This window comes from Stenotrophomonas sepilia, from assembly GCF_003244875.1.
GTDB lineage: Bacteria > Pseudomonadota > Gammaproteobacteria > Xanthomonadales > Xanthomonadaceae > Stenotrophomonas > Stenotrophomonas sepilia.
In genome coordinates, this window is record NZ_LXXZ01000013.1 from 72,542 (window position 1) to 95,026 (window position 22,485).

Consider the following 22,485-nt stretch of genomic DNA (forward strand, 5'->3'; position numbering starts at 1 on the left):
GACTGTGGCTGGCGGGTGTCGTATCCGGTCCCACCCGCGGCCCCAACGGAGACCCCTCGGCCATGACTTCACTGCACCAGTCGGGATCAATCTCTCCCGTGGTACTTGATTCCTACGGACGCGCCATCATTGTGGCCTGTAGTCTGCCCGACGGCAGCGTCATGCTGTCGGGCTGCGCATCCGCAGACGACCAGGGGGGCGTTCTCAGTCTATGAGTACGGTGAGACGGACAATAGCCAGCGCGGTAGTCCGCGTAGGGCAAGGACTGTTTTTTGCATCCGTGGTCGGGGCCATTGTGACCCTGGCGGCGATGCTGGCACTACCGTTCTTAAAACACTGAAACGTAAGACCTTTTTGTGGAGCGCAGCCGGGGGTGGCGGCGCATTACAACGCCGTGAGCAGGGGACAGGACGGCCCCTTCGCAGGGCAGAAGTAGCTGGACCTGTTCGTGAAAGCCTTTGGATATGAGATCGGAATCGACCCCTCCCCCACGCCTTGGCAGCGTGGTTTCTGGATGGACAAAATTGGCAAGAATGCCATCAACATTGGCTTGGGCCTTGTAATCCTTACATTGCGGCTCCAAGATAGACCCTGATGGTTTCCCAAGGGGGAACCATCCCCTTACGGAAAATGAGCGCACCATGAATCTCTCGCAGAAAGAACTGACGGCCATTCTCACAACCGCACTGTCAGCCTTCCGGGAAGAGATCGACGAGGACATCACCGCCACCCGCATCCTCACCCTACTCGCCGTTGTGGACGAGCCGGGCATTCAGCAGGTGGACCTTGAGCGCGTCCTCGGCGGACTCTCTCCCTCCGCAGTGAGCCGCAATGTGCTCGACCTGTCGTCTATCAAGCGTAACCGCGAGCCGGGGCCTGACTTCCTGGAGCAGCGCCCTGATCCCGCCTACCGCAAGCGCAACCTGATCTTCCCGACGACCAAGGCGCTGCACTGGCTGGCTTCGCTCGCAGAACGTGTCAACCGCAAGGTGACGGCGCGCGTCGCAGCCGCCTAACCCCCAATACCCCGTTGTGCCCCGAGGCCCGCCTAGTGCGGGCCTTTTCATTTTTGGAGATACACATGGCCCTTCGCCTCAAAGGGACCGCGCCCAAGCCGGGTGCGCCCGACAAGCGCTACTACATGCTCGACGTGCAGGAGGGATACCGCCGCGTGCGCCTGTCCACCGGCACCCGTGACCGCGTGGCCGCCGAGCGCAAGGAGCAGGCGGTCCTCGACGCCCTGCGCGATGACCCCGAGATTGCAGAGGACGCGCTGCGGGAGCTGATTAGGGGCAAGTCCCGGTCGGTGCAGATGGCCGTGGCAAAGGCCAAGGTCCGCCAGCGCACCCTCAAGGACGCGATGGACGAAGCGCTGGACGACCGCAACTTTTGGGGCAAGCTCCGATCCATCGACACCGTGCGTACCAACTGCAAGGTGGTCCAGAGCTACCTGGGCGAGGAAACGCCCATCAACGACATCACGCAGGCCGGGGTCAACGACATGGCCCAGCGCATGCTCGCCGACAAGGCGGCTCCCGCCACGGTGAACCGCAAGATGCAGTGCCTCCTCGCCCTGTTGAAACGCGAGAGGAAGGCCGGCCGATTCTTGGGAGAGCTGCCCGAGTACAGCTTGGCAGACGAGCGGGACAACGCACGCACGTTCGTCCTGAACGTCGAGGACGAGGAAATGATCCTGGCGCGGCTGCTGGAGTGGGACACGCTGCCGACCGGCCCTGCCGGAGGGCACCCACGGGTGCGCGACGGGGCGGACTACCGCGACCTGTTCGTGTGCCTCGCTGACCTGGGCTGCCGCATGAGTCAGGCCATCGGCATCCGGTGGTCCGAAATAGTCGAGCAGGGCGGAAGGCTCCACGTCCGCTTCTGGCGGCACGCTACGCTCAAGAAGGGGCGTCCCCGCACCCTACCCTGCACCGCCCGCGTCGCCGAGGTTCTACAGCGGCGCAAGGACGCCCTGGCGGCCACCTCGGACGGCCCCTTCACCATGCTCAATCGCACGCGCGCCGACCGGCTGTGGCAATGGGCCATCAAGGGGACACATCTCGCTTCCGAGAAGGAGTGCGTGCCACATGCGCTCCGCCATACCTGCGCCACCCGGCTGCTGCTGGCGACCGGCAACATCAAGCTCGTGCAGGAGTGGCTCGGCCACCGCGACATCCAGACCACCTCAGCGGTCTACGCAAAGGTACTGGCCGAGCAATCGCTCCAGGGCATGTCTGCGCTGGAGCAGTTCCGCCTCCCCGCCGCCTCGAACGGAACAGGTGACGTTCCGAGACAGGGATCAATTGCCAAATCGGGAATCCAATAGCACAACTGACCGTCGCCAGCTTATTTTTCAATCACTTAGGCAATCTGTGCTCGGCCAGATGGTGCGAAAGGCGGGACTCGAACCCGCACGAGGTCACCCTCACTGGAACCTAAATCCAGGGCGTCTACCAATTCCGCCACTTTCGCGTGGCCGGCGCAGGTGTTCATTGTCGCAGGCGATGGCGGGAAGCGGAAGGCCTGCACAAAACTGAACATGGCAATGGTGCGCAGCCCGCGCGTTGAACCACCCCGGCGAGCGCAAGCTCATCCGGGGTGGCGGGGTTCACTGCTGCGGCCTGGCCTTGGCCGACGCCGTATCGGCACCCTGCCCGGCTGCAGGATCCACCTTGCGGATCTCCACGCCCCCGTCGCCGGTGCGCCGCAGGGCCGCCGGCTCCGGCGTGGCCTTGCGCACATCCACCGAACCATCCGCATTGCGCTGCACGTCCACCGCATCGGGCAGGGCCTCCCGCTCTGCCGGCTGAGCCGGCTGCATCTGCATGACCTCACCGACCGGGCGCGCAGGAGCACTTTCAGTGCCAGCATCGCGTTCGACGGTCTGCGCGGGATTGTCGGCGGGCGCGCAGGCCGCCAGTGCCAGCAACGCGAAGGAAACCCACAGCGTGCGGTGCAATCGATTGATATGAGCCATCAACATCTTCCTTCGTGCATGCGCCGTCGGCGCGGAAGATCCATTGGGTGCGATGCAGGATGCGATGCGGTGAGATGCAGCGCACAGCATTGATAACACTGATGACGCGTATGACCCTGATTTCAGCATTGCTTCAGTCGATCCACGCCATGCGCGGATGAAATGCCCCCCCCCAGCGAACAGGCAAGACAAAAGCCACTTGGCGAACCAAGTGGGAAGCTGCCGCGCATTCGCGCCGCAGCCCCACGCTTTGCGCGGCAAAGCGCGGGCCCCACTTCATCAGCCGCCACATCCCCGCGGCTTCGCCGCGCCCCCTTGACTCAAGGGGGCTCCACTCCAGCCAGCACCGCTGGCATCTGCAGATGCCCCTCAGCGAACAGGCAAGAAAAAAGCCACTTGGCGAACCAAGTGGCTTTCGTCTGGTGGGCTGTCAAGGATTCGAACCTTGGACCTATTGATTAAGAGTCAACTGCTCTACCAACTGAGCTAACAGCCCGAAATCGGGGCGCGAATTATGACCCGATCCGCTCGGTGGGTGCAAGCACTTTTTTCAACGTGGTTGAAACCAGCACTGCGAGCCCCGCTCCTGCTGCAGATCCACGCCGAACGGGTTCTGCAACGCGTGATCCATCGGAACGATGGGAGTCACACCCATAAGAAAAAAGCCACCTGGCGTACCAGGTGGCTTCTGTCTTGGTGGGCCGTCAAGGATTCGAACCTTGGACCTATTGATTAAGAGTCAACTGCTCTACCAACTGAGCTAACGGCCCGTGAAACTCAGACACACATTGTAGCGTGCTTTCTGTTTATTGCAATACCGTTTCGGCTGCGCCGATGCGGTTGAATCAGTGGGGTGGCTGAGGGGATTCGAACCCCCGACCACCGGAATCACAATCCGGTACTCTAACCAACTGAGCTACAGCCACCACTGAAACTTTCGCTCCATCGCCGATGAGGCTGGCGCTGGAACTTGATGCTTCGCTACCGGGCGGAACCAGAAGTCCGTCCCCCGAAGCGAGTCCGGCATTTTCCGGTAGTCGCGAAGGAATTGCAAGCACTTCTTCACATTGATGTGCAGGGGCCGGAACAGGACATCAGAGCTGCTCCGCCGAGACCACGCGCGCGATGTCTGCATGCTCATCCAAGAATGACAGCGTCACCTCACCTTTGGGCGTGACCTGCAACTGCAGGCGCAGCTGGCCCGCCCCGTCGATCAGCTGAAGCATCGCATTGCGCGACTGCGGCCTGCCAGGAAGCACACGACGGGTAATCGCTTGCACAGTCTGCGCGTGCAAGCGCTCATCTTCAGCCGAGAACATCGGCCGCAGCTGTCCTTCGGCAACATCGTTTCGATCACGTCGAACGGCGCGTTGCGCTGGGCTGTCGCCCCATCAGCAGGCCAGTCAACACCAGCAAGGCGAGACCACCGCAATACAGAGTGAGCCGCTATTGGTGCCTGCGCAGCCGATGCACTTCGGCCATCACCCGCTCTACCTCTCCCGCGCCTTTCGAAACTGCACCTCACGCCGATCGCCGGAAGGTGCGTGCCACCTGTACCGATGGTCAGGCGCAGGCAACAGCTCGACATCGTCGGGCCCACTCCCGAAAGCGTGAATAATAAGTGAACTAATCATGAATGAATCTCAAACAGAAATGGGGGAGATCCATTCATACAACGTTAGCTGCAGGACATGGAACGCGAGGCGCGCGTTTGCAACCATGCCGGTTCCTGCAATGAAGGTGAGAGCAATAGATGAGCAAGCGGCTAATCGGATTCGTCGCGCTAGCAGCCGTGCTGGCAGTGGCAGCCGTTGCAATGTCCAGCTACCGGCAGCAGGCGGCTGTCGATGTGACGGCAGAGGAATCCTGGAAGAGCGGCAGCCTCGATGAGGGGCCCGACCAGGGAAGGCCGCTTCCTGGGTCAGGTGCGGCGGCCGCGCAGAGGCTTGAGCGGGACAACAAGATCCCGCCAGGCTCGTACAAGGCGGTGGGACCCAAAGCCTACGAGATCGTAAGAGGCAATGAGTTCCGGCCTCCCGGTGACGCGCTCGCCCACGTCAAGCAACTGATGCTGCGCTCCGAATCCGGAGATGCCACAGCAACCTACGAAATCTATCGAACCATCGAGCAGTGCCAGACCTTCATCTCGGATCGCGCTGACAAGCTGGCGGATTCAGCCACCACGGTCGGGTCCGGCAACTGGTTCCTGGAGCGATCGGAACGAATCCTCGGAGAGTGCGAGTCGCTGGCCCTGGATCGGGACATCTATCACGCCGACTGGCTTTCGAAGGCCGCCGCCATGGGCTCGCAGGAAGCGATGCGCGCTTACTCGCGATCGCCGGAGAAAGTCATCGGTTCGCTTGATGACGCAATCCGTGATCCCGCGGCGCTCGAGGCGTGGAAGGACACCGCCACCGGATATCTGCGCGAGCTGGAATCACAAGGGAACGTCAATGTCATCAGCGACATGGCGATGGCCTACACCTATGGCGGCATCGTTCCTGCCGATCCCGTTGCCGCCCTGGCGTACACCCGCGTCCTCAACCGGCTGGACCCACGTTTTGCCACCACCAATGACATTGCCAACCATGAGAAAAACCTGAGCAGCCAGGAGAAAGAGAAAGCCCGCATTTCATCGAATGAAATCTTCAAGAACTGTTGCATCCCACGATAAGGACCTATTGTGAAAGCTAGACTGATTGGGATTATCCCTTCGCTTGGTAGAAACTCCACTCCCGCCATTGCAGGCGTGCTGCTGTTCATGGCGAGCGGGAGCGTTCAAGCGAAAAAGCTTCCTGGCGTCATCAACTGCACCGCCGGATGCACGCTGACAACCCCGTATCCCGATCCGGTGACCAACCAGCAGCTTTCCCAAGAGGTCCAGAAGCTCAATGACGGCCGGACCACCGTCTGGACAGCCCAGACGCGAGTTCAGACCGGCGATGTCCTGACCGTCTGCAACGGTATTTCCTGCGTCAACTACACGTGGCGAGGCGCAGGCTTCGACTCCGGCGAAGTGATTTCGACCGTGCTCCCGCCCAACTCCCGCGGTGGTGGTGGCGGTGGTGGTGGTGGTGGCGGCAGTGCCCCGATCGGCGGCGGTTGCCATGGCAACTGCGGTGGCGGCAGGGTCGATGTAGGCGAACTTGAGCAGATATGATTCAGCCTTGGGGGCACTTCAACGAAGTGCTTTCGCCAGGACACAGAAAGGTCAGCGCACCGCGCTGGCCTTTTTTGTGACCCACGGCGTCGCGCGCCACACATTTCCGCTGTTCCTGGAAAAGGCTCCGCCAGCACCAAAGTAATTCATATGCCATTGTTTCCAATGGCGCGCCCGACAGGAATCGAACCTGTAACCGCCGGCTTAGAAGGCTGGCCGACTGTGCATTGTAGTCAATGAGTTAGATTGAGTTCAATTCAGGAGGCGTGGCGCCAAGCCCCTACTACTGCAAGGGGCAGTAGCCTTGTATTCGGGAACCTTCTACCAACTGCGCAGATCCCGGAGCCCCGCCCTCACCCACGCCTTACGGGCGTCCCTTGGTCGGGGCTTCGTCTCGGTCGGCGGCTTGCGCGGCTGGAGTGCTGCCTTGATCCGCTCGACCTCCTTCGCTCCTGCCTCAGCCAGCCGCCGGGCCTGTTGCTGCTGCTCACGGGTTGGTGGAAGGCCAGGCAGCGGTGGCTCCGGCTGGATCGGGGTGCTGTCGGTCAGCCGGGCCACCGCCTGACGCAGCGGCAGGTCCGGGTACAGCCTGGCCGCACACCAGCGCTCGGCGTAGCGCTTCGCCTGCCGGACGTTGGCGGCGCGCACTTCCTTCACCTGCCACATCTTCTGGCCTTCCATCCATAGCTGGACCCCGGGACCGCCGTCGGGCGTGACGCTTGCCGTCTCGCGGCCGTTGTACCAGAGCGCCCAGCGCTCACCCGTCTGGACCCAGCCTGAGGGAATCTGGGCGGTGCGGAAGCCTTGGTAGTCGTGTAGGGGAAGCATGGCCGGAAGGATACGGCTGGCCGTCGCAGATCCTGCGAAACGGCAGCGACCTGCCTGAATCGTTCGGACTGAGTGCCGGCGCGGCGCCGCTCACGCGCTCCCGGGTTGAGCAGCCATCGGCCCCGGGTCCGGCAGGCCCAACATGCCCTCTGCGCCGACCATGCGCCATCGGGCAACCGCGCGCCGCAGGATCGGGGGTTCCCTACGCCGCCAGCCGGTGCTCGTAGAACGGGTGCCGCTTGTCGTCAAAGATCCGGTACAGGGCGTCCAGGTTGGCTGGGTCCGGGTTAAGCCAGGCGTCCACATGCTCGGGCTTGATGTTGATGATGGTCCGGTCGTGGCCGGCGGCGGCCACCTCGGGCTCCGGGTCATCGGTGATGGCCGCGAACGACAGCAGATCCGGCTCCTTGCCGGCCGGATCCATCCAGTGCGACCACAGGCAGGCCACCAGCATCGGCTCACCGGTGCGCGGGGTGAACTGCACCACCTGATTCTTGCCGTCCGGCCCCTCCACGTTCTCGTAGAACGTGTCCACCACCATTAGGCCGTGGCTGTGGCCGAAGGCCGGCGCCCAGAACTTCTCCAGGCTGTCACGGCGGGCGTTGTAGGTGCCCGGGAAGCGCTGGTCGTAGTTGGCAGGCTTCCCGGCTAGGCGGCACTGGTAGCGCATCGGCTTGACGACCAGCTTCCGGCCCTCCGATACGATCACCGGGGCATAGACGCCGGGGAAAATGCGGCTGTCGCGGTCCTTCGGCTCAACACGCTGCAGGTCCGCCAGCCGCACCTTGGCCCGCTCGATCTTGTTGCCGGCAATCCGCACGTCCTCCCGGGCCTTCTTCGTCTCCTTCACCTGCAGTGAGCGCTCAGCGTCGGCAAGCCGTTTGCGGTTGGCGAACAGTTCCTGCTCCAGGATGGCGGCCTCGGCCCTGTTCCATTGCTCGACCTCGGCCCACACCGCCAGCTCTGCCTGGCTCGCCCCAGCTCGGAAGGCGTCGTCCATGGCCTTCGGCGTCTTAGGCCGCTTCTTGCCGGGGTCGTGAGCGTAGAGTGCCGCGAACTCCTGCAGAGACAGTGTGGCGCCGGTCATCCTGACCAGCTTCTGGTAGGCGGCGGTGATCTGCGCTGAGTAGCACATTGAACTGCACCTCTCCATGAGCTAACAATTTGCCAAATCCTGAACAGGCAGCGGTCATGACCCCGTTTGAACTCTACCACCATGTAGGTCAGCTGCTCGAAGGTATGCCTGCGTACATCGACCGTCAGCCAGAGGGGGAGGAACACCAGGTGTGGCAAGCGAAAGCCTTGGCCGCGTTGGAATGCGACGACGCGATCGCCTCGATCCGTGATGCCGCAGATTTCCGTCACTACGTCGACCAGGCTCGACGCGGATTCCGGAGCACCTCGGCTCTCCGGCTAAGACAAGCTCTCGCCAATCTTCTCGCACGGCTGGAACTGCGCCTTCCTGCTGAACAACGCGGCGCGTTCATTTCAGTCGGCAACGACTTCTCAGCTTTCTTGACTCTCGCCTCGGTTATTGGCGAAGCAAGAAACGATCTCCTAGTGGTAGACCCATATCTTAGTCACGAAGCGATCACCCGATTCATAGTCGCCGCACCTCAAGGAGTGAGCATTCGCCTCCTACGAGACGGCGAAGGAAGGCAACAGGCACTGACAGCCGGGCTGGTAGCTGCAATGGCAGCGTGGAACGCGCAGTACGGCGACCGCCACATGGAGATCCGGTCCGCTCCGGCGCGAAGCCTCCATGATCGAGCGATCTTCATTGACCACACCTCTGCATTCACCGTTTCCCAGTCACTAAAGGACATCGCTGCCCGGTCGCCGGCAATTGTTCAGCGAGTTGAACCAGCTCTTGCAGTCGAGAAGATCGCTGCGTATGGAGACATATGGGTCAACTCGCACCCGATCCCGTAGTCCCACCTAAAGGAGCGACGCCTGCCTGTCATTCCAACTCTTGATGATCAGCTCCCCGAACTTCTTCCCTCTCCCCTGCCCGCCGCCAATGGTGTAGTCGAGCTGCAGCGGCACCAGGTCGAAGCCGGTGAAGACCTCGCGGATCTCAGGATGGTCGTTGATCGAGACCACGAACCGGCCGGCCGAGGTGCGCATCAGCTCGGCCATCGCCTCGTACTCAGCAAACGGAAACTCAACGCCATAACCCTCAGTCTCCCAGTACGGCGGGTCCAGGTAGAACAGTGTTCCCGGGCGATCGTAGCGCCGCACGCACTCCTGCCATGGCAGGCACTCGATTACGGTGTTCGCCAGACGAAGATGGACCGCGCTCAGTTCCTCTTCAATGCGCAGAAGGTTCAATCGCGGCCCACCAGCCGTCACCACACCGAACGATTGCCCCTGCACCTTGCCACCGAATGCAAGCTTCTGCAGATAGTAGAACCGCGCTGCGCGCTGGATGTCGGTCAGCGTCTCCGGACGCTCCATCTGTGCCCACTCGAACATCTGTCGCGAGACCAGGGACCAGCGGAACATGCGCACGAACTCATCCAGGTGGTGGCGGACGCAGCGGTACAGGGACACCAGCTCGCCGTTGATGTCGTTGAGCACCTCCATCTGTGCTGGGTACGGCCGCATAAGCAATGACGCGGCACCGCCGGCGAATGCCTCGACGTAGCAGTCGTGGGTCGGGAAGTGCGGATAGAGGTGCTTCAGGAGGCGGCGCTTGCCGCCCGGCCAGGAAATGATTGGCTTTGGCATGGTTTCTCAGGATTTGCGATAGGGGAAGCCGACAATCCCGCCGCTCTCGCGAGGGCGATGGGGCCACGGCCAATGCCAGGTGCTGAGATCACCTGTGTTGCGGCACTGCCCGGATGCTTGCCGGCGTCCGGGCAGTGCCCTGTTTTGTCAGACGGTCAGTTCGTAGAGGGGAAGGTTCGGCGCGGCCTCGACCAACCGGCCACCACGCACCCATACGTTGTAGGGAGGCGTCAGTGGCAACTGCCCGAACGCGCGCATCTGCACGCCGTCGTAGGTGGTCAGGCTGCTGGTGCCATCGCTGTTGTGCGCCGTGACGGTTGCGATAAGCCTCGGGCTACCAGCAACCAGGTCACCAAACTGGTCCCAAAGTTCAGTCCGCATCGGTGTAGTGCCTCTCCAGGGTTGCCGTTTGCTCGATCACCACGGCCCGATCGTCCGCCGAGACCTCGATGCGCAGCGACTCGCACTGGCCGTGCCACGTCCCGTCAGCACCGACGACCTCAACTAGGTCTAAGGGCAACATCAGTCCGATCTCGCCAGCATTCAGGGGCTGGGCGAACAGCGGCACCGTCAGGTCGACTGCCGCCTGTTCTCCGCGATCGCACAGGATGTTCCTGCCTCGCTCCGCTCCTGCCGCCGGCACGGTGATCAGCGGGCTGCTGACCTGCTGGGCATAGAGGCGGCCTTCCTCGCCCGACCGGCGCACCTTGCATGTGACGCCCTTGCCGGCCAGCTCACCCGTCACCACGACAGCGTCGTACAGGGGCGCGCTGCGCATCTGCAGGCTCTCCGTCAGCACGATGTCCTCCTGCAGCACATGGTCTGGCGGGGTTGTGCGCCAATCCCAAGGGCTCGCTGGATAGGCCGCACGCACGCGCATGGCGAGAGCGGAGGGGTCGGATTGGACAACGCCGCCACTCGCCTCTGCGAGCGCGCTGATGGCATCCAGGGGCGTACTGGCGTCGTAGAACCAAGCCCCAGCCGGCACGGTCCAATCGACAGTGTCGTAGTGGCTGGTGAAGCCGGTGTCGGCCAGTTCCTCGGCTACCAGCTGGGCCATGCTGCGTTCCTCGGTGGTCGCCTTGACCCGAGCTGGGGCGTAAGGCGCAGCAAGCAGCGCGGTCCGGGAGCGGCCGCTCAGGCGAACGCCACCCCCGCTGAATTCTCGTTGCTTCTGGAAGCTCTCGATGATGCCTGTCCAGACGTAGCCGTTGAGATTGATCTCAAACTGCCTAGGGCCCGCTGCGGTGGGCTTCAGCAGCGCGAGCTGCTGCGGATCGGCTAACTCAATATCGAATGTCCAGCCCCATGTGCCGCGACTGGAACTGAGCGAGATCCGCGTCACCTCAATGGGAGTGCGATCTGGAAGGCGGACAAGAGAGACTGTGTTGATCACGACGTAGGTCCTACGGTGAGGGCGCACCACATAGCAAGCAGTGACGCCCAGATTGAGGGGCGCGCGGCCAGGTTCCCGCACCAAGTCGCACCCCAGGTTCAGCGGAATCCGGTCGCCTGGTGCGAACGGAGTCTCAGGGTCCGGGCCAGGCGAGACAACCGGGCGCACTCCCCATTGCACTCGCCCGGCGCTACCCCAAGGCAGCCGGCGGTGCAGGCGCGCGAGGCCCGGATGTGACCAGGCCCCGCGGAATGAAGGTGCGATTCTTGAAGAGCTGGTATCCCAAGGAAGCAACACGCCGCCACATACCGAGAACAACTGCCGCCAGCCCAGTGCCAATCCGATGCCCAACCGCCCGAGAGAGGAATTCCATGCCGCTTCGAGGGACCGGCGAGACCGCCCCATTGCGCCCCACGTGAACGGCATCACTCGGCGCGCGTCTCTCATCAGACCGCACCACGAACTGAACGTGGCGGCGGCGACCGTCGGCGACACCCCCCATCCCGAAACCACAGAAGAGTGGCTCGCAAGAGTTCCTCCCCAGCTCGATGAAGCTCCCACAGCTGCGCGTGGAGAAGATCCCCAAGAAGATGTTCGCTGGAGGCACATCGACGTGGCTGCCTGCCAGGGCATCGTAACTGCGCGGCTCAGGCCACGAATTACCGGCTGTTCGGGTTCTACAAACCAGTCGACGCCAAGGTTAAGCGAAACGTGGGCGCCGCCTCCTGATGGCAGCGGCCCAAGATTCAGCGACACATGACTCCCGTCTATCATGGCCCGGTCATCAGCGCTGGGCGCACTCGATCCTGAATGGCCGCGTTCACCAAGCCGCGCTCATCCAGACCAATGACCAGGTACTCAATGTCTGCCAAGTGATCCACCCGCCAACTGCCATCGCTCGCCGAACGCACATCGGCAACGACCCGCATCGACCTGCGCTCCAGGATTCGGACTCGCACGCTCCTTGGCTGGTTGAGAATCTTGGTTCGACCATCTGGGCTTAAGGGATCCGCCGGGTCAACAGGCAGATCGCCACCGAGATAGTACTTCCCCCGATAGACGAAGCGGGGGCTGAGCTGAACACCCATTCGCAGCGCTCTCATCACCATGGGTCGCTCATATCGAAAAGAAGTTGACCAAGGTCGATTGGATTCACAGCCGGGTTGGCGCCAACCGCCGCGTACGCCAACTTTGCTCGAAGCACCGTACCCGGTAGACCAGCCAGATCCTCAACAATCTGACCATCGGAGAACGGTCTCTCGTGCAACGGCACGAAGACGCCCGGCAGTGAACCGCGAATGATCCCTGCCCCTTCTACTACGAGTGCCCGTTCGAACATCAGTCCACCGGACACAGGATCAGGAAACGCAACTCCCGCACCCCCGAGCGAACTGCGAGCGCTGCTGGCTGCCGAGGTGGCGAGCGCCAAGGCAGCGGGCACCGCCGAGCCCTCCTGGGTATACGAGCGCACCAGTGTCCCTACGGCCCTGGACGGCATGACACTCGAGTCGTTCCATCGACCTGCAGGCGCGGTAAACCCTGGGATGGCCGAAGACGTGTAAGCGTCGAAGCCGTTATCCATAATCATGAAGCGACTGGCGTCCCCGTCGCGATGGGAATTGATATCGCCCGCAAAGCAGGGAGTGATCGCGACCCCATCGTATCCAGCGCTTGCAACAGGAATGGGCGAAGCGAAGAAATAGAACGCCGTATCCGTGGCGATGATTTCCCAAGGCCGAATCGCGCTCGATGCGCTGTCTGACTTTACCCAGACCCTTCCGCCACTCGATTGCGCGGCGGTGGGAGCGAGGCCTGTCCCCACATCGATACTGGTCATCGTCTCGTAGGCCCGGACCCTCGCCACGCGAGGGTCAGCACCTGAATCATCAATCCGCAGATACACGCCGGAGCCCGTCTCGGCGCTGCCACGGTATGCGCGCTTATTGGTGCCCGAGAACTGTACTGCCCAGCCCGCCCCTGCTTTCGCTGCAGCACCTACACCGTATCCGTTGACCAGGACCGCGTCGAGCAATGCCACCAGACTCCCAGACTGACCGGTAAGCTGAGGGGCGCCTGGATCGCTGTGACGATAAACATTGGCGACAGAAGTCATTGGGCCACCCCCGCCACGTTGCCAATGACAAGGAATCGGGTGGAATCTCTGGCCCCTTCTGGCGTTCCTTGAAGGGTCGTGCGGATCATCCACACGGGTGCGAGGCCGCCGACCGTGTTGAAGCGCACCACATTGTTAGTGGACCAGCCGCCGCCCCACCCGTCCTTCCGCATCCGGAAGTACGGCTGCCCCGTGCGCGGGTTCAGCGGCGCAAGATCTGAAGTCGTGTTCCCCGTGCCGATAACGCCAACCGTCTCACCAATCAGTTCAAACTGTGTCGCGGAAGTGAACCTTACAGCCCAGCGCTCGGTAATTGCATCGGCGTTGGTCACCACCAGCGGGTAGTCGGTGTCGTTGTAAGTGCCAGGCGCGACGCTCCCAGAGGGGATATCTGCCCAGACATTGGACCAGGCCGCCTGATCAAAGAGGTTCACTACCCTCGCCTGTAGATCCAGCGAGCCATTGGCTTCGCCCAATCGCAGCGCGGTGCTGATCATCGCCTCGCCTGCCGGGAAGTCGTGGCTCAGGCCAGTGTTGATCTCGATCTCACCAGTGATCTGCGGTTGCACCACCAGCCGCCGATCCTCAACACGCTCGCTGATGGTGATCGGCAGGGTGTAGGCGGAGAGGTTCAGCGGATCACTGAACTTGAGCGTTCCCACATCCAGATCAGCCTCAAACCATGCCGCATCCACCGGTGCACCAAGCGCGTCGCGCACCTCAATTGCAGCCACCCGCCCCCGGCCAAAGGAAACTGTCTGATTCGCCTGCGGCGAGGCCACCACATGCTTTGCGGTGTGATGAACGAGCACCGTCTGTCCTGGCTTAAAAGCCGGTGCGCGCCCATCGCTCGGCAGGCGCACGGAGGATAGGCCGATCACGACCTCGGAGAGCGGGATCGAGCGATACACCACCGCCCCCATGTGGATGGACCCCGCTTGTACCAGCGTCGGTCGCCAGATCCGGTCACCCTCGACAAGATCCGGATCAAACCAGGGCTGCCCCTCATTCCCGGCTACCGGTACCAGCTCGCCGAACTGCACTTTCGCTACGCCACTCTCCCAATCCACAGACCCACGGATCTGCGCGCCGGAGATGGCCCCATTGATGTCGGCCGTTGCCGTGAGCATCTCACCATCCAGGCGGTTGGCTCGCAGCGTGAACATGCCCGGCCGCAGTGGCGAGCCCGGTGCGCGGAAAAAGCTGTTGGCGACGCCGGGGTCACCAATCCGCGTCAGCAACGACTGGATCTGCACGTTGTTGGTTCCGCCGGCCAACCACTCGGTCAGGCTCACCACTCCAGCTGTGTAGTCGACCGTCCCGGCATAAACACCCGCCCCGGTCATGGGGTCGACGCTGTGGTACAAACCGCCGCTGCGGTCCACGTAGGTGCGGCCACGGAAGCTGAACCTCACGCTGCCAGGCACGATGCTGTCGCTGATGGTCGGCGTCAGCTGCAGGGAAACCGGCGGAAGCTGCAGAGATTCTTCAGCCGCTTCCGAGCCGGCGCCCGCCAGCGTCCATCCGACCGAGATCAACGTGCCAGCAGAGAACTGTGCAAGCACGTCCACGCGGCCATAACCCACCACCTTCAAACGCCCCGAGCGAAGTTCGTACTGCGGGTAGGACACCTGGCGAATCATGAACTTGCCGGCCTGGAGCGTAACCGCGCCGGTGCTGTAATTGATGGCCCCTAGCGCGGTGGTAGCAGCCGTGTCGCCTACCGAGACAGCCACCAGGTTGCCGTTACCGTCATCCTTCGCGATGACGCGCATTGGCTGCGGCGCGGAAGCCAGGTCATAGGCATCCCGCATCACGGTAACAACCCAGTCAAGCATTACCGAGCCTGGCTTGACAGGACCCTGCGGCAGGCTGAACGAAACCAAGCCGTTTCCATCAGGAACCGGCTGCGGCGCGGCATGAAGCGGCTCACCCCAGTCGTAACTCACCGCCACCACGCTGTTGGCGTCTGGCAGCGTCTCCAGCTGCAGGAGGCACTCGCCAGTTGCGTAGGTGATCGAACCGCGAAGCTCCGACCCGACGAGCAGGCCACCGACGCCGTTGTCGACCAAGCTTACACTGGCGCCCCCTACCCGGACCGTGAGGCGTACAGTGCCCGGGATCGCACCTGCGTGCTCCAGCAGGAACCGCAGTGCAGGCGGCTTGATGTTGGTGTCACCGGCACGGGCCTCGGCAATGATCGGCGTGCCCCAGGCAGTGATGATGCTGCTGTCCAGGTCGGGCAAAGCGCCGGCCGTCAGCACCAACGACCCGGACATGTAATTGATGGTTCCACTGCCCTGCCCAGGCTTGCCGACGAGCTGGCCGCGGCCATTGTCGGTCAGGCGATACCACCGTCCGAGCGCACGGTAATCCACCACGACAGTGCCCGGCGCCGGCAGCGGCTCCAACTGGGCCAACCAGACCATACCCTGGTTGTTCTGGGTGACCGCAATCTCATCGGTGAAGCCCTGCATTGGGATGGTGCCGGCAGGAGTTGCGGTGATACTAACGCTGGTGCTCCCAACGCCGGTGGCGTGAACAATTGATACGGCGCCAGCCTGATAGTCGACGGTGCCCGACCAGGGTGTCAGCGCCGCAGAGGCCAGGCCGCCGGTGCCGTCATCCGTCAGCTCGATACTGCCCACCAGCACCTTCACGCTGCCGACGGCCATGCCCGTCCCGAGGAAGCGAGTGACCGCAACTCCCGCCGCGAAAGTGCTACTGAAGCTCAGCGCCAGGCTATTGGCCGGCCCCGAAGGAACGTGACTCAGCGTTCCCATGCCAGCGAGAACATCGCTCACGGCGGTCTCTGCGGTCGAGGTAGGAACAATCGGGACGTAAGGCGAATCGATCTGCACAGACAGGTCGCCGGGCTTCCCCGCCGCCGTAAGCCGCTTCACGCTGTGGTAGCTGGTGGCATCGACTACATTGGTCTCGTAGATGCGGGTGCCGGGCTTCGTTGCGGTGTACCGGATTACCTCCTGGCCGTAGAAGTTGAGCAGCAACGCGTTGACCAGCTCGATCACCAGCACATCGCGCTCGAACGCGCCCTGGTCATCGGTAAACGTCCGGGTCGTACGGGAAAGCACGGTCTTCACCCTGACGTACTGCTCCCCCGGGTCGCGGCCCGATGCCGCCAGCGTCAGCAGGCTCAGATTGTCGTTGATGTCCGGGCTCGGTGCGTCCTTGGTGGTGTAGACCTGAATGGTCATCTGGCCGCTGAAGTGGTCACCCAGCAGGATGAACCGCGATTCGGTACCACGTGTGATGTAGCTCTCCACGCGATTCTTGGCGTCCAGGCGCACGTCGCTGTAGGAACCGGTGGCGAACATGGTCACCGTCACTCGCGGATCGGACGGTGGGTCGATTAGCACCGCGATCGCATCTTTCAGAACATCAGGTCCCGGGGTGTCCACGTGCACGAACATCTTGCGGAGCGTGGAGCGGCCGGTGGTCCGCTCTTCATCACCGATGTCGGGGAAGAGGTTGTTCATCGCTCCATCGACAATCTCGGCCTGGACCATGCGTCCACCGCCATCAGGGTTGTCGGTGAGGCGCTGCGATTGGCGCATCTTGATATCGGTTGCAAGAATCGTCATTGGTCAGACCGTCATAAGGCGAAGGGTGATGGAGAAGTAGTCGGCATCAATGGCAGGAGTGGCGAAGCGCAGCGGCTGGGCATCCAGCGCAGACCCATCCGTGCGCATCCACCGCACCTGGAACGTGCGCTCGCCGCCGTTGTGGGCCGGCAGGATCAGGTGCATCGGCGCTACCTCGAGCTGCTCGGTCAGGGACTGCAGCTGGCGCAGCACGTCTAGCTGGATGGGGGCGACGTATGCCTGTCCATCGCGGGTGGTCTGTAGTGTGATCGGGCGGCCTGCCTGTCGCGCAGACTCCTGGACGATCTGCGCCCCGCTCAAGCTGTGGCGAACCTGCTGCCCGACACGCCAAGCAGTGAATTCGTCCGTCCATTGCAGATCTGCCGGAAGCTCGACCCCGGCGAGGACGACCCGGCTCATCGCGGCCCCCGGATCGATACCGCGCGGCTTCGCTCAATCTTCCGCAGCACGATGGGGGCGACCAGCCCTGCGATGCGCTCGGCCTGTTGGATTTCTGCAGCAGTTGCACCAGCCACCACTTCTTTGCTGGGAGCCTTCCAGTCAATCGTGAGAACCTGCTCTTTCGTATCGCCAGCCTGGATCCGTGAAGCGTCGGCCCTGGCTTGCGCCTCAGCCTCGGCCAAGGCTGCCTTGCGGCGCTCTTCGGCTGCCTGTTTTGCCGCACGCTCCTTCTCCAATCGTTTGGCCTCGATTTGGTTTTCGAGCTGAACGATGGCGTCAAGCTCACCAGCGCCAACCAGGTCGAAGCGCTCGGCAAGCTCCTGCCGCTTTCCGGAGATCTCGTCCATGCCGTCCAGCAGCTTCTTCTGTTCCTCCGTGTACTTCGCTAGGTCCTGACGCTGTCGGTAGAGAGAATTCCAGATGTTCGCGAACTGCTGCAGGCTGTTCGGCCCGCTCATTTGATCCAGCAGTTCTCGGGTCTTGTCGGAGATTTCTCCCATGTTGAGGGAGAATCCGCGGGCGGCTGAGGATGCGTTACCGAGGTTGTCGCCGGCCGCAGCGGCGCCGGCAGCCACTCGCTCCACGCCACTACCCGCCTCATCAGACGCTTGCTTGACCTCTTTCAGGGCACCCGTGACCTTCTGCGCGCCCTGCTCCACGCGCCCCATAGCCGACTCGCCCTTCGTGCCGAGTTCGCCCAATGCGTCACCCGTCTCGTAGATGGCGCCCTGCACATCCAGTTGCGACTGCACCTGGTTCCGGCGCCATGCATCACTGTCGGCCACAGCAGCCTTGGCGGTATCGGCATACGCTCTGAACGCACGGCGCACGTCCTCGACAGACGCTTTGCCACTGGCAGCGCCCTTGCGGATGGTCTCGAACGCCTCCCAAGCCGAGTCACGCGCGGCGTTCAACGACTGCTGCGACTGGATGCCAAGACGTTGGAATTCATCGGTGAGTGGGTTCAGCCCCGCCTCGATCTCTCGAAGCCGGGCACGCAGTGCGGCGGCGGCACGGGCCGCCGAATCGAAGCCGACCCGCCCCTGCTCGCCAGCCGCTTGCAGTAGATTGCCGAGAGTGCGCGCCTCGTCCAGCGTGGCGACGTTGCCCAGCGCTGCCTTGAAGGCAGTCTCGATCTGGGCGCTGGTCGCCACTGCGTTCTCTGTGATTGCCCCGAAAGCGGCGATCGCATCACGGCCAGCTTGGGTGAAGCTGACCCCAAGCTGGCCCGAGGCCACGCCCAGCTTGGTCATCGCGGCAAGCAGGGTGGTTTGCAGCACCGCCGCTACGTTCACTGCCGCCTGCGGCAGCGAGTTGAATGCCGCTTGCGTCGCACCTTGGAACCGGGCGAGCTCTTCACCCGACAGCTGCTGCAGCGTCGCGAGGAGGCCATCACGCACGTTTCGCTCGGCCGCGGCACCTTGAGTGGCAATGAAGCCCAGCGCTTCGCCTACCGAGCCGAGGCTGGCTGTATCGGCGAAGTTGAGTCCTGAGAACATCTTGCGGATCGACTCCGCTGCCAGCTTTGCGTTGCCATCAATTCCGTTGAGCTGCGCCACAACCTGCTGGGCCGCACCGCCAATTCCATTTGCGAGCGCATCAGCAGCGGTCTTCACACCAGTCCGCAGGGAGGCGAAGCCCGTGGAGACATCCAGCAGCCGCTGCGTGACCTGACCGAGCTGCTGCAGTTGCTCTGCCGTTGCGACGCCGGCCTTCTGCTGCATCAGCAGGAATCCTTCCTGCGCAGTGAGGTACTGCTCCAGGCCCGACAGCCGCTTCTCGTAGGCCTGCCGCTCGGCCTCACCGAGCTTGGCAACTTCCTCGGCCGACTTGATGACCACGTCACGGTATGCAACGAAGGACACCGCCTGCTGACGAAGTTGCAGCGCGGAGTCGCGCACCTGGCTGATATAGACCCGCTGCGCTTCACCAGCGCGCTTCAGCGCCGGGTCGTGCTGCTTCCAGATATCCTGCGCCACGGTCTTGAGGACATCCAGACCACCTATCGCCGCTTCCAATCCCAGCACGGCCACCGTGATGGGTACTACCTTCGGCATGCCCCGCAGCAACGCGCCGAACCGACCGATACCCCGACTGCCGCTTGCGACCGCTGCATTGTTGGCAATCTGCGCGTTCGTGGTCGCGATCAACGCCGCGCGCCATGCGTTCAGCTGGAGCAATGCCCCCACGATCTTGAACTGCGCATACGCAGCAGCCATCAGGCCAATCACACGAGCATGGTCCACAACCCACTGCGTCGCGCCCTTCACCGCCTCTGCCGTGGTGATGATGGCCTGGGCGGTCCGCTTGGCCCAGCGGGACAGGCTGCCATCGGCCGCCAGTCGATCCAGCGTGGTCAACAGGGTGGTGAGCTGTTCCTTGAAGTAGGTCAGCACGCCTTGGTCGGCGACTTCCTGTTTCCAGTCCTTGAAGCGATCGGTGGCCGTCTTCCACAGGCCGGCGATGGTGCCCACCTTCGCGGCGGCGGCAGCGCCGCCATAGGATTCGGCCAGCAGGTCGAGGATGATGGCCTGCGCCTTTGCCACCTGCCCGGTAGCTTCCAAGCTCTTGATCAGCGACTTCTGGCTGTCATCCAGCGTGAAGCCCTGCTTGCTCAGGCTCTCCATTGCCTTCGACGGCGTCTGCAGCGCCTTGCCAACGACCTCGGCAGACTGCTCCAGCGACATGCCCAGCCGCTGGGCCTGGTCGATGGTGATCTGCATCGCCGCCGGGAACTGCTCGCCCACGATGTTGGTGTACGACAGCAGGCGGACCTGGGCGGCGCTGATCTGCCCATCATCGAACAGCCCACTCTGCAGCTGCTGGCGCATGGCGGCCAAGCTCTGCGCTGTGAACTCGCTGGTGCGACCCGTGGCGTGCAAGGCCGCTTCCAGCTGAGCCAGTTCCTGCTCAGCGTCGCTGCCCTCCTTCACGATGGCCTTGATGCCGTCAACCACTCGGTTCAGGCCGACGAACGCGATCGCACCAGCGGCGACTGCCTTGAGTCTGCCGAACCAGCTGACAGTGCTCTCCGTGGCGTCCGCCAGGTCGCCGCTGCCGGCGGCGGCATCAGCGGCGCGCTCCTGGTACTCGGCCAAGGACTTTGCCGCTGCTTTGCTGGTAGTGGCCTGCCTGCGGAAGGCAGCCTCTGCCTCATCGATCTGCTGCTTGCGCCGACGCCCCGCTTCAGCCTCTGCTGCGGCAGCCCGGGCCTGCTCAGTGAGCGCTGCCGCGCTGCGGGTCGCCTCGATACGCAGGCGCTGCTGATGATCGGCCAGGTTCGCGGTGTTGATGCCGAGCGAAGAAAGCTCGTCGTCGGCTTTGCCTACGGCGTCCCATTGCTCGTTGAGCGCCTTTTTCAGGCGCTCGCCCTCCTTACGTAGATCGCGCTGGGCTGCCAGCACCTCGCGGGACGGCTTCTCCATCTCCCCGATGCCGAGGCTGAGCGCCAGCGCGGCCTTCTGATTGTCATCAAACTGCCTTTCCAGCTCTGCGAGATCGGCCAGCATGCCGTCGAAGGCATCCGCTTTGGCCGCTGCCTCGTTCAGCCCAGTGAGAGAGTCGAGCAGCTTCGTCGCCTTGCCAGCGGTCTCGACCGAGACATCCCCCAGATCGCCAAACGCCGCGCGCAGTTCATCCACGCCCTCGCGGCCCTGCGTTTCGATGACGACCCGAATTGCTTCTTCCAGCCGATCAGCCATTGGAGCTTCCGTTGACGCGCCACTGGCGGCGCAGTTCAGTCAGGTAGGTGGTGTGAAAGCGCTCGATCAGCCGGCGACGGGCCTCCAAGGCGCGGCTGTTGCCATCAGCACCCGAGAGCATCTCGAACGGGCTTGGCCCTCGGAGGATGCGAACGGGGCCACGGCCGTGGCGCTTTTGCTGCGCCCTATCCCAGGTGCGCACACGGATCGCCTTTCGGCCCTTGATCGTGGCGATGAAGGCACCGTCGTACGTCTTCGATTCGCCCACGCCAATGCCCGCCGTGGCACCTCGGGATTTGCGGCCAGCCCAGCGACCGCCGAACTCGATCAGCGAGATCTGCCGCGTGCTGGCCCAGATCGAAAGGAAGTCGTCTCTGCCACGCTTACCGGTGCTGTAGCCGCGCTCGCCCGTTTCCACGCGATACTTCCCGCGCAGCGCAGAGGCGCGGATGTTGTAAGAGGCACGGACCTCCTGCGCAGTAGCCGGCCCAGCCCGGCGCTGCAGACCAATGAACGCCCGCTGCACCGACAGGTCGTACCGATTCAGCACCTCGCCAGCCAGGTCGGTCAGGCCATGCAAGCCTTTTGCCCGCCGGCCGCTGGCGTAGTACTTGAGCAGGTTGTTACTGCGATTGGACGCCACGGTGCCTTTCCTGTTTCAAACCGGGAGGGCGCCCTCCCGGCGCCCTCCCCTCGCTGCGGTCACCAGCACGCTCAGCCCGCCGACTGCGCTGCGATCTTGAAGGTGTAGAGATCGGTCTCGCCGGCCTGGAAGATGACCGGGCCGGTCAGGGTCACCTGGATCGGCTCGTCACTGAACCAGTCGACGTCACCATCGACGGTCAGGTCGACGTTGGGAATGGTCAGCAGGCCTTCGTCGCCACTGATGCGGTCCTGCATGTCGCCCAGGATCTGGAACGACTTGCTCGGGGTGGTGCCGCCGCTGATTGCGGTTTCCAGGTAGGCATCGAAGTTGTAGTCGGCCGTCACAACATCACCGGCCTGCAGCGCGCCACCCTTCTTGGGGATCAACAGACCATGACGGGGTTCGAGGTCATAGTCGGTGCCCTTCACCAGGTCCACTGCGCCCTTCTTGAACGCCGGCGCCGGCGTTGCTTCGATGAAGTTGTGCGGCAGCTTCACGGGGGTATCCACGCTGCCAACAGTGACCGACACAGCGGTGGCCGAGCCGGCTGCCACAGTGGTGTTGACTAGGGTGCCGTACAGCATGCGAGCCAGGAAGGCCGTCGGCACTTCCAGCGCGGTAATCGAGACGTTGGTGACGCCCGGATTCGAATCCTTGTGGATGATCTGCTGATAGCGAGCATCGCGGCGCTTGCTCTTGATCTCCACCGAATCGCCGGCTTCGTAGCTGAAGGTCAGCGAGGACTGCTCCAGGGGCTGGTTACCGAACTTATCGGCGGGCTCGGGAATGACGGGGACGCGAACGCCCTCGGAGCCGTGCTCCCAGAAGCGCAGGTCACCTGCGAATTTACGGACTTTGGGCTGTGCCATG

At 63.2% G+C, this 22,485-nt stretch carries 19 protein-coding genes and 4 tRNA genes; 5 read left to right on the forward strand and 18 right to left on the reverse strand.

What is annotated here, in order from left to right:
• The first annotated feature begins 641 nt into the window (after positions 1 to 641).
• Both A7X97_RS01255 and A7X97_RS01260 read left to right on the forward strand, forming a co-directional pair.
• The gene (locus A7X97_RS01255; RefSeq protein WP_005412378.1) at positions 642 to 1,016 is read left to right on the forward strand and encodes a helix-turn-helix domain-containing protein; all 375 of its coding nucleotides are present in this window, start codon (positions 642 to 644) and stop codon (positions 1,014 to 1,016) included.
• Between the two features lie 65 nt (positions 1,017 to 1,081).
• Entirely contained in the window at positions 1,082 to 2,326 is a 1,245-nt protein-coding gene (locus tag A7X97_RS01260) for a tyrosine-type recombinase/integrase (protein WP_111007482.1), read from the forward strand.
• 59 nt (positions 2,327 to 2,385) lie between these two features.
• Here A7X97_RS01260 and A7X97_RS01265 read toward each other — a convergent pair.
• The 6 genes from A7X97_RS01265 to A7X97_RS01290 all read right to left on the reverse strand — a co-directional run bounded on the left by A7X97_RS01265 (position 2,386) and on the right by A7X97_RS01290 (position 4,296).
• A tRNA-Leu gene (locus A7X97_RS01265) sits at positions 2,386 to 2,472 on the reverse strand.
• A gap of 136 nt (positions 2,473 to 2,608) precedes the next feature.
• The gene (locus A7X97_RS01270) at positions 2,609 to 2,977 is read right to left on the reverse strand and encodes a hypothetical protein (protein ID WP_111007483.1); all 369 of its coding nucleotides are present in this window, start codon (positions 2,975 to 2,977) and stop codon (positions 2,609 to 2,611) included.
• 420 nt (positions 2,978 to 3,397) lie between these two features.
• Positions 3,398 to 3,473: transfer RNA gene (locus A7X97_RS01275), tRNA-Lys, on the reverse strand.
• A 198-nt stretch (positions 3,474 to 3,671) separates the two neighbouring features.
• Positions 3,672 to 3,747, reverse strand: a tRNA-Lys gene (locus A7X97_RS01280).
• 79 nt (positions 3,748 to 3,826) lie between these two features.
• Positions 3,827 to 3,903, reverse strand: a tRNA-His gene (locus A7X97_RS01285).
• 168 nt (positions 3,904 to 4,071) lie between these two features.
• Positions 4,072 to 4,296, reverse strand: coding sequence for a hypothetical protein (locus A7X97_RS01290; protein WP_111007484.1), 225 nt, complete (start codon positions 4,294 to 4,296; stop codon positions 4,072 to 4,074).
• Positions 4,297 to 4,730: 434 nt separating this feature from the next.
• Between A7X97_RS01290 and A7X97_RS01295 the strand changes: the two genes are divergently transcribed.
• Together A7X97_RS01295 and A7X97_RS21855 are read left to right on the forward strand one after the other, a co-directional pair.
• A complete protein-coding gene (locus tag A7X97_RS01295) occupies positions 4,731 to 5,651 on the forward strand; it encodes a hypothetical protein (RefSeq protein ID WP_111007485.1) in 921 nt (306 codons plus the stop codon).
• Positions 5,652 to 5,726: 75 nt separating this feature from the next.
• Positions 5,727 to 6,137, forward strand: a complete 411-nt coding sequence (locus A7X97_RS21855; protein ID WP_245884910.1) for a hypothetical protein — start codon at positions 5,727 to 5,729, stop codon at positions 6,135 to 6,137.
• 321 nt (positions 6,138 to 6,458) lie between these two features.
• Here A7X97_RS21855 and A7X97_RS01305 read toward each other — a convergent pair whose 3' ends face one another.
• Positions 6,459 to 6,965 carry a hypothetical protein gene (locus A7X97_RS01305; protein WP_111007486.1) on the reverse strand — a complete coding sequence of 169 codons (507 nt, stop codon included), beginning with the start codon at positions 6,963 to 6,965 and terminating at the stop codon, positions 6,459 to 6,461.
• Between the two features lie 202 nt (positions 6,966 to 7,167).
• Positions 7,168 to 8,100 (reverse strand): SOS response-associated peptidase family protein, encoded by a 933-nt coding sequence (locus A7X97_RS01310; protein WP_111007487.1) that lies wholly within the window; start codon positions 8,098 to 8,100, stop codon positions 7,168 to 7,170.
• 56 nt (positions 8,101 to 8,156) lie between these two features.
• Between A7X97_RS01310 and A7X97_RS01315 the strand changes: the two genes are divergently transcribed.
• Positions 8,157 to 8,897: a phosphatidylserine/phosphatidylglycerophosphate/cardiolipin synthase family protein gene (locus tag A7X97_RS01315; protein WP_111007488.1), complete on the forward strand. Its 741-nt coding sequence runs from the start codon at positions 8,157 to 8,159 to the stop codon at positions 8,895 to 8,897.
• A gap of 6 nt (positions 8,898 to 8,903) precedes the next feature.
• Here the strand turns inward: A7X97_RS01315 and A7X97_RS01320 are convergent, their stop codons facing one another.
• The 10 genes from A7X97_RS01320 to A7X97_RS01365 form a co-directional block, all read right to left on the reverse strand.
• The gene (locus A7X97_RS01320; protein WP_111007489.1) at positions 8,904 to 9,695 is read right to left on the reverse strand and encodes a DNA adenine methylase; all 792 of its coding nucleotides are present in this window, start codon (positions 9,693 to 9,695) and stop codon (positions 8,904 to 8,906) included.
• A 147-nt stretch (positions 9,696 to 9,842) separates the two neighbouring features.
• Positions 9,843 to 10,076, reverse strand: coding sequence for a hypothetical protein (locus A7X97_RS01325; protein WP_111007490.1), 234 nt, complete (start codon positions 10,074 to 10,076; stop codon positions 9,843 to 9,845).
• Positions 10,066 to 11,091, reverse strand: a complete 1,026-nt coding sequence (locus A7X97_RS22015) for a hypothetical protein (protein WP_245884911.1) — start codon at positions 11,089 to 11,091, stop codon at positions 10,066 to 10,068. Before A7X97_RS22015 ends, A7X97_RS01325 begins: the two co-directional genes overlap by 11 nt.
• Before the next feature lie 770 nt (positions 11,092 to 11,861).
• Positions 11,862 to 12,020, reverse strand: coding sequence for a hypothetical protein (locus A7X97_RS21860; protein ID WP_181503417.1), 159 nt, complete (start codon positions 12,018 to 12,020; stop codon positions 11,862 to 11,864).
• A gap of 173 nt (positions 12,021 to 12,193) precedes the next feature.
• Positions 12,194 to 13,129, reverse strand: coding sequence for a hypothetical protein (locus tag A7X97_RS01340; protein ID WP_146260223.1), 936 nt, complete (start codon positions 13,127 to 13,129; stop codon positions 12,194 to 12,196).
• 71 nt (positions 13,130 to 13,200) lie between these two features.
• A complete protein-coding gene (locus tag A7X97_RS01345; protein ID WP_111007494.1) occupies positions 13,201 to 16,806 on the reverse strand; it encodes a hypothetical protein in 3,606 nt (1,201 codons plus the stop codon).
• A 3-nt stretch (positions 16,807 to 16,809) separates the two neighbouring features.
• Positions 16,810 to 17,226, reverse strand: coding sequence for a hypothetical protein (locus tag A7X97_RS01350; RefSeq protein ID WP_111007495.1), 417 nt, complete (start codon positions 17,224 to 17,226; stop codon positions 16,810 to 16,812).
• Positions 17,223 to 20,969: a phage tail length tape measure family protein gene (locus A7X97_RS01355; RefSeq protein ID WP_111007496.1), complete on the reverse strand. Its 3,747-nt coding sequence runs from the start codon at positions 20,967 to 20,969 to the stop codon at positions 17,223 to 17,225. Before A7X97_RS01355 ends, A7X97_RS01350 begins: the two co-directional genes overlap by 4 nt.
• Positions 20,962 to 21,612 (reverse strand): hypothetical protein, encoded by a 651-nt coding sequence (locus A7X97_RS01360; protein ID WP_111007497.1) that lies wholly within the window; start codon positions 21,610 to 21,612, stop codon positions 20,962 to 20,964. The genes A7X97_RS01355 and A7X97_RS01360 overlap by 8 nt, the downstream gene beginning before the upstream one ends.
• Positions 21,613 to 21,683: 71 nt before the next feature.
• Complete coding sequence (locus A7X97_RS01365) at positions 21,684 to 22,484, reverse strand: phage tail tube protein (protein WP_111007498.1); 801 nt, start codon at positions 22,482 to 22,484, stop codon at positions 21,684 to 21,686.
• Position 22,485: the final 1 nt, after the last annotated feature.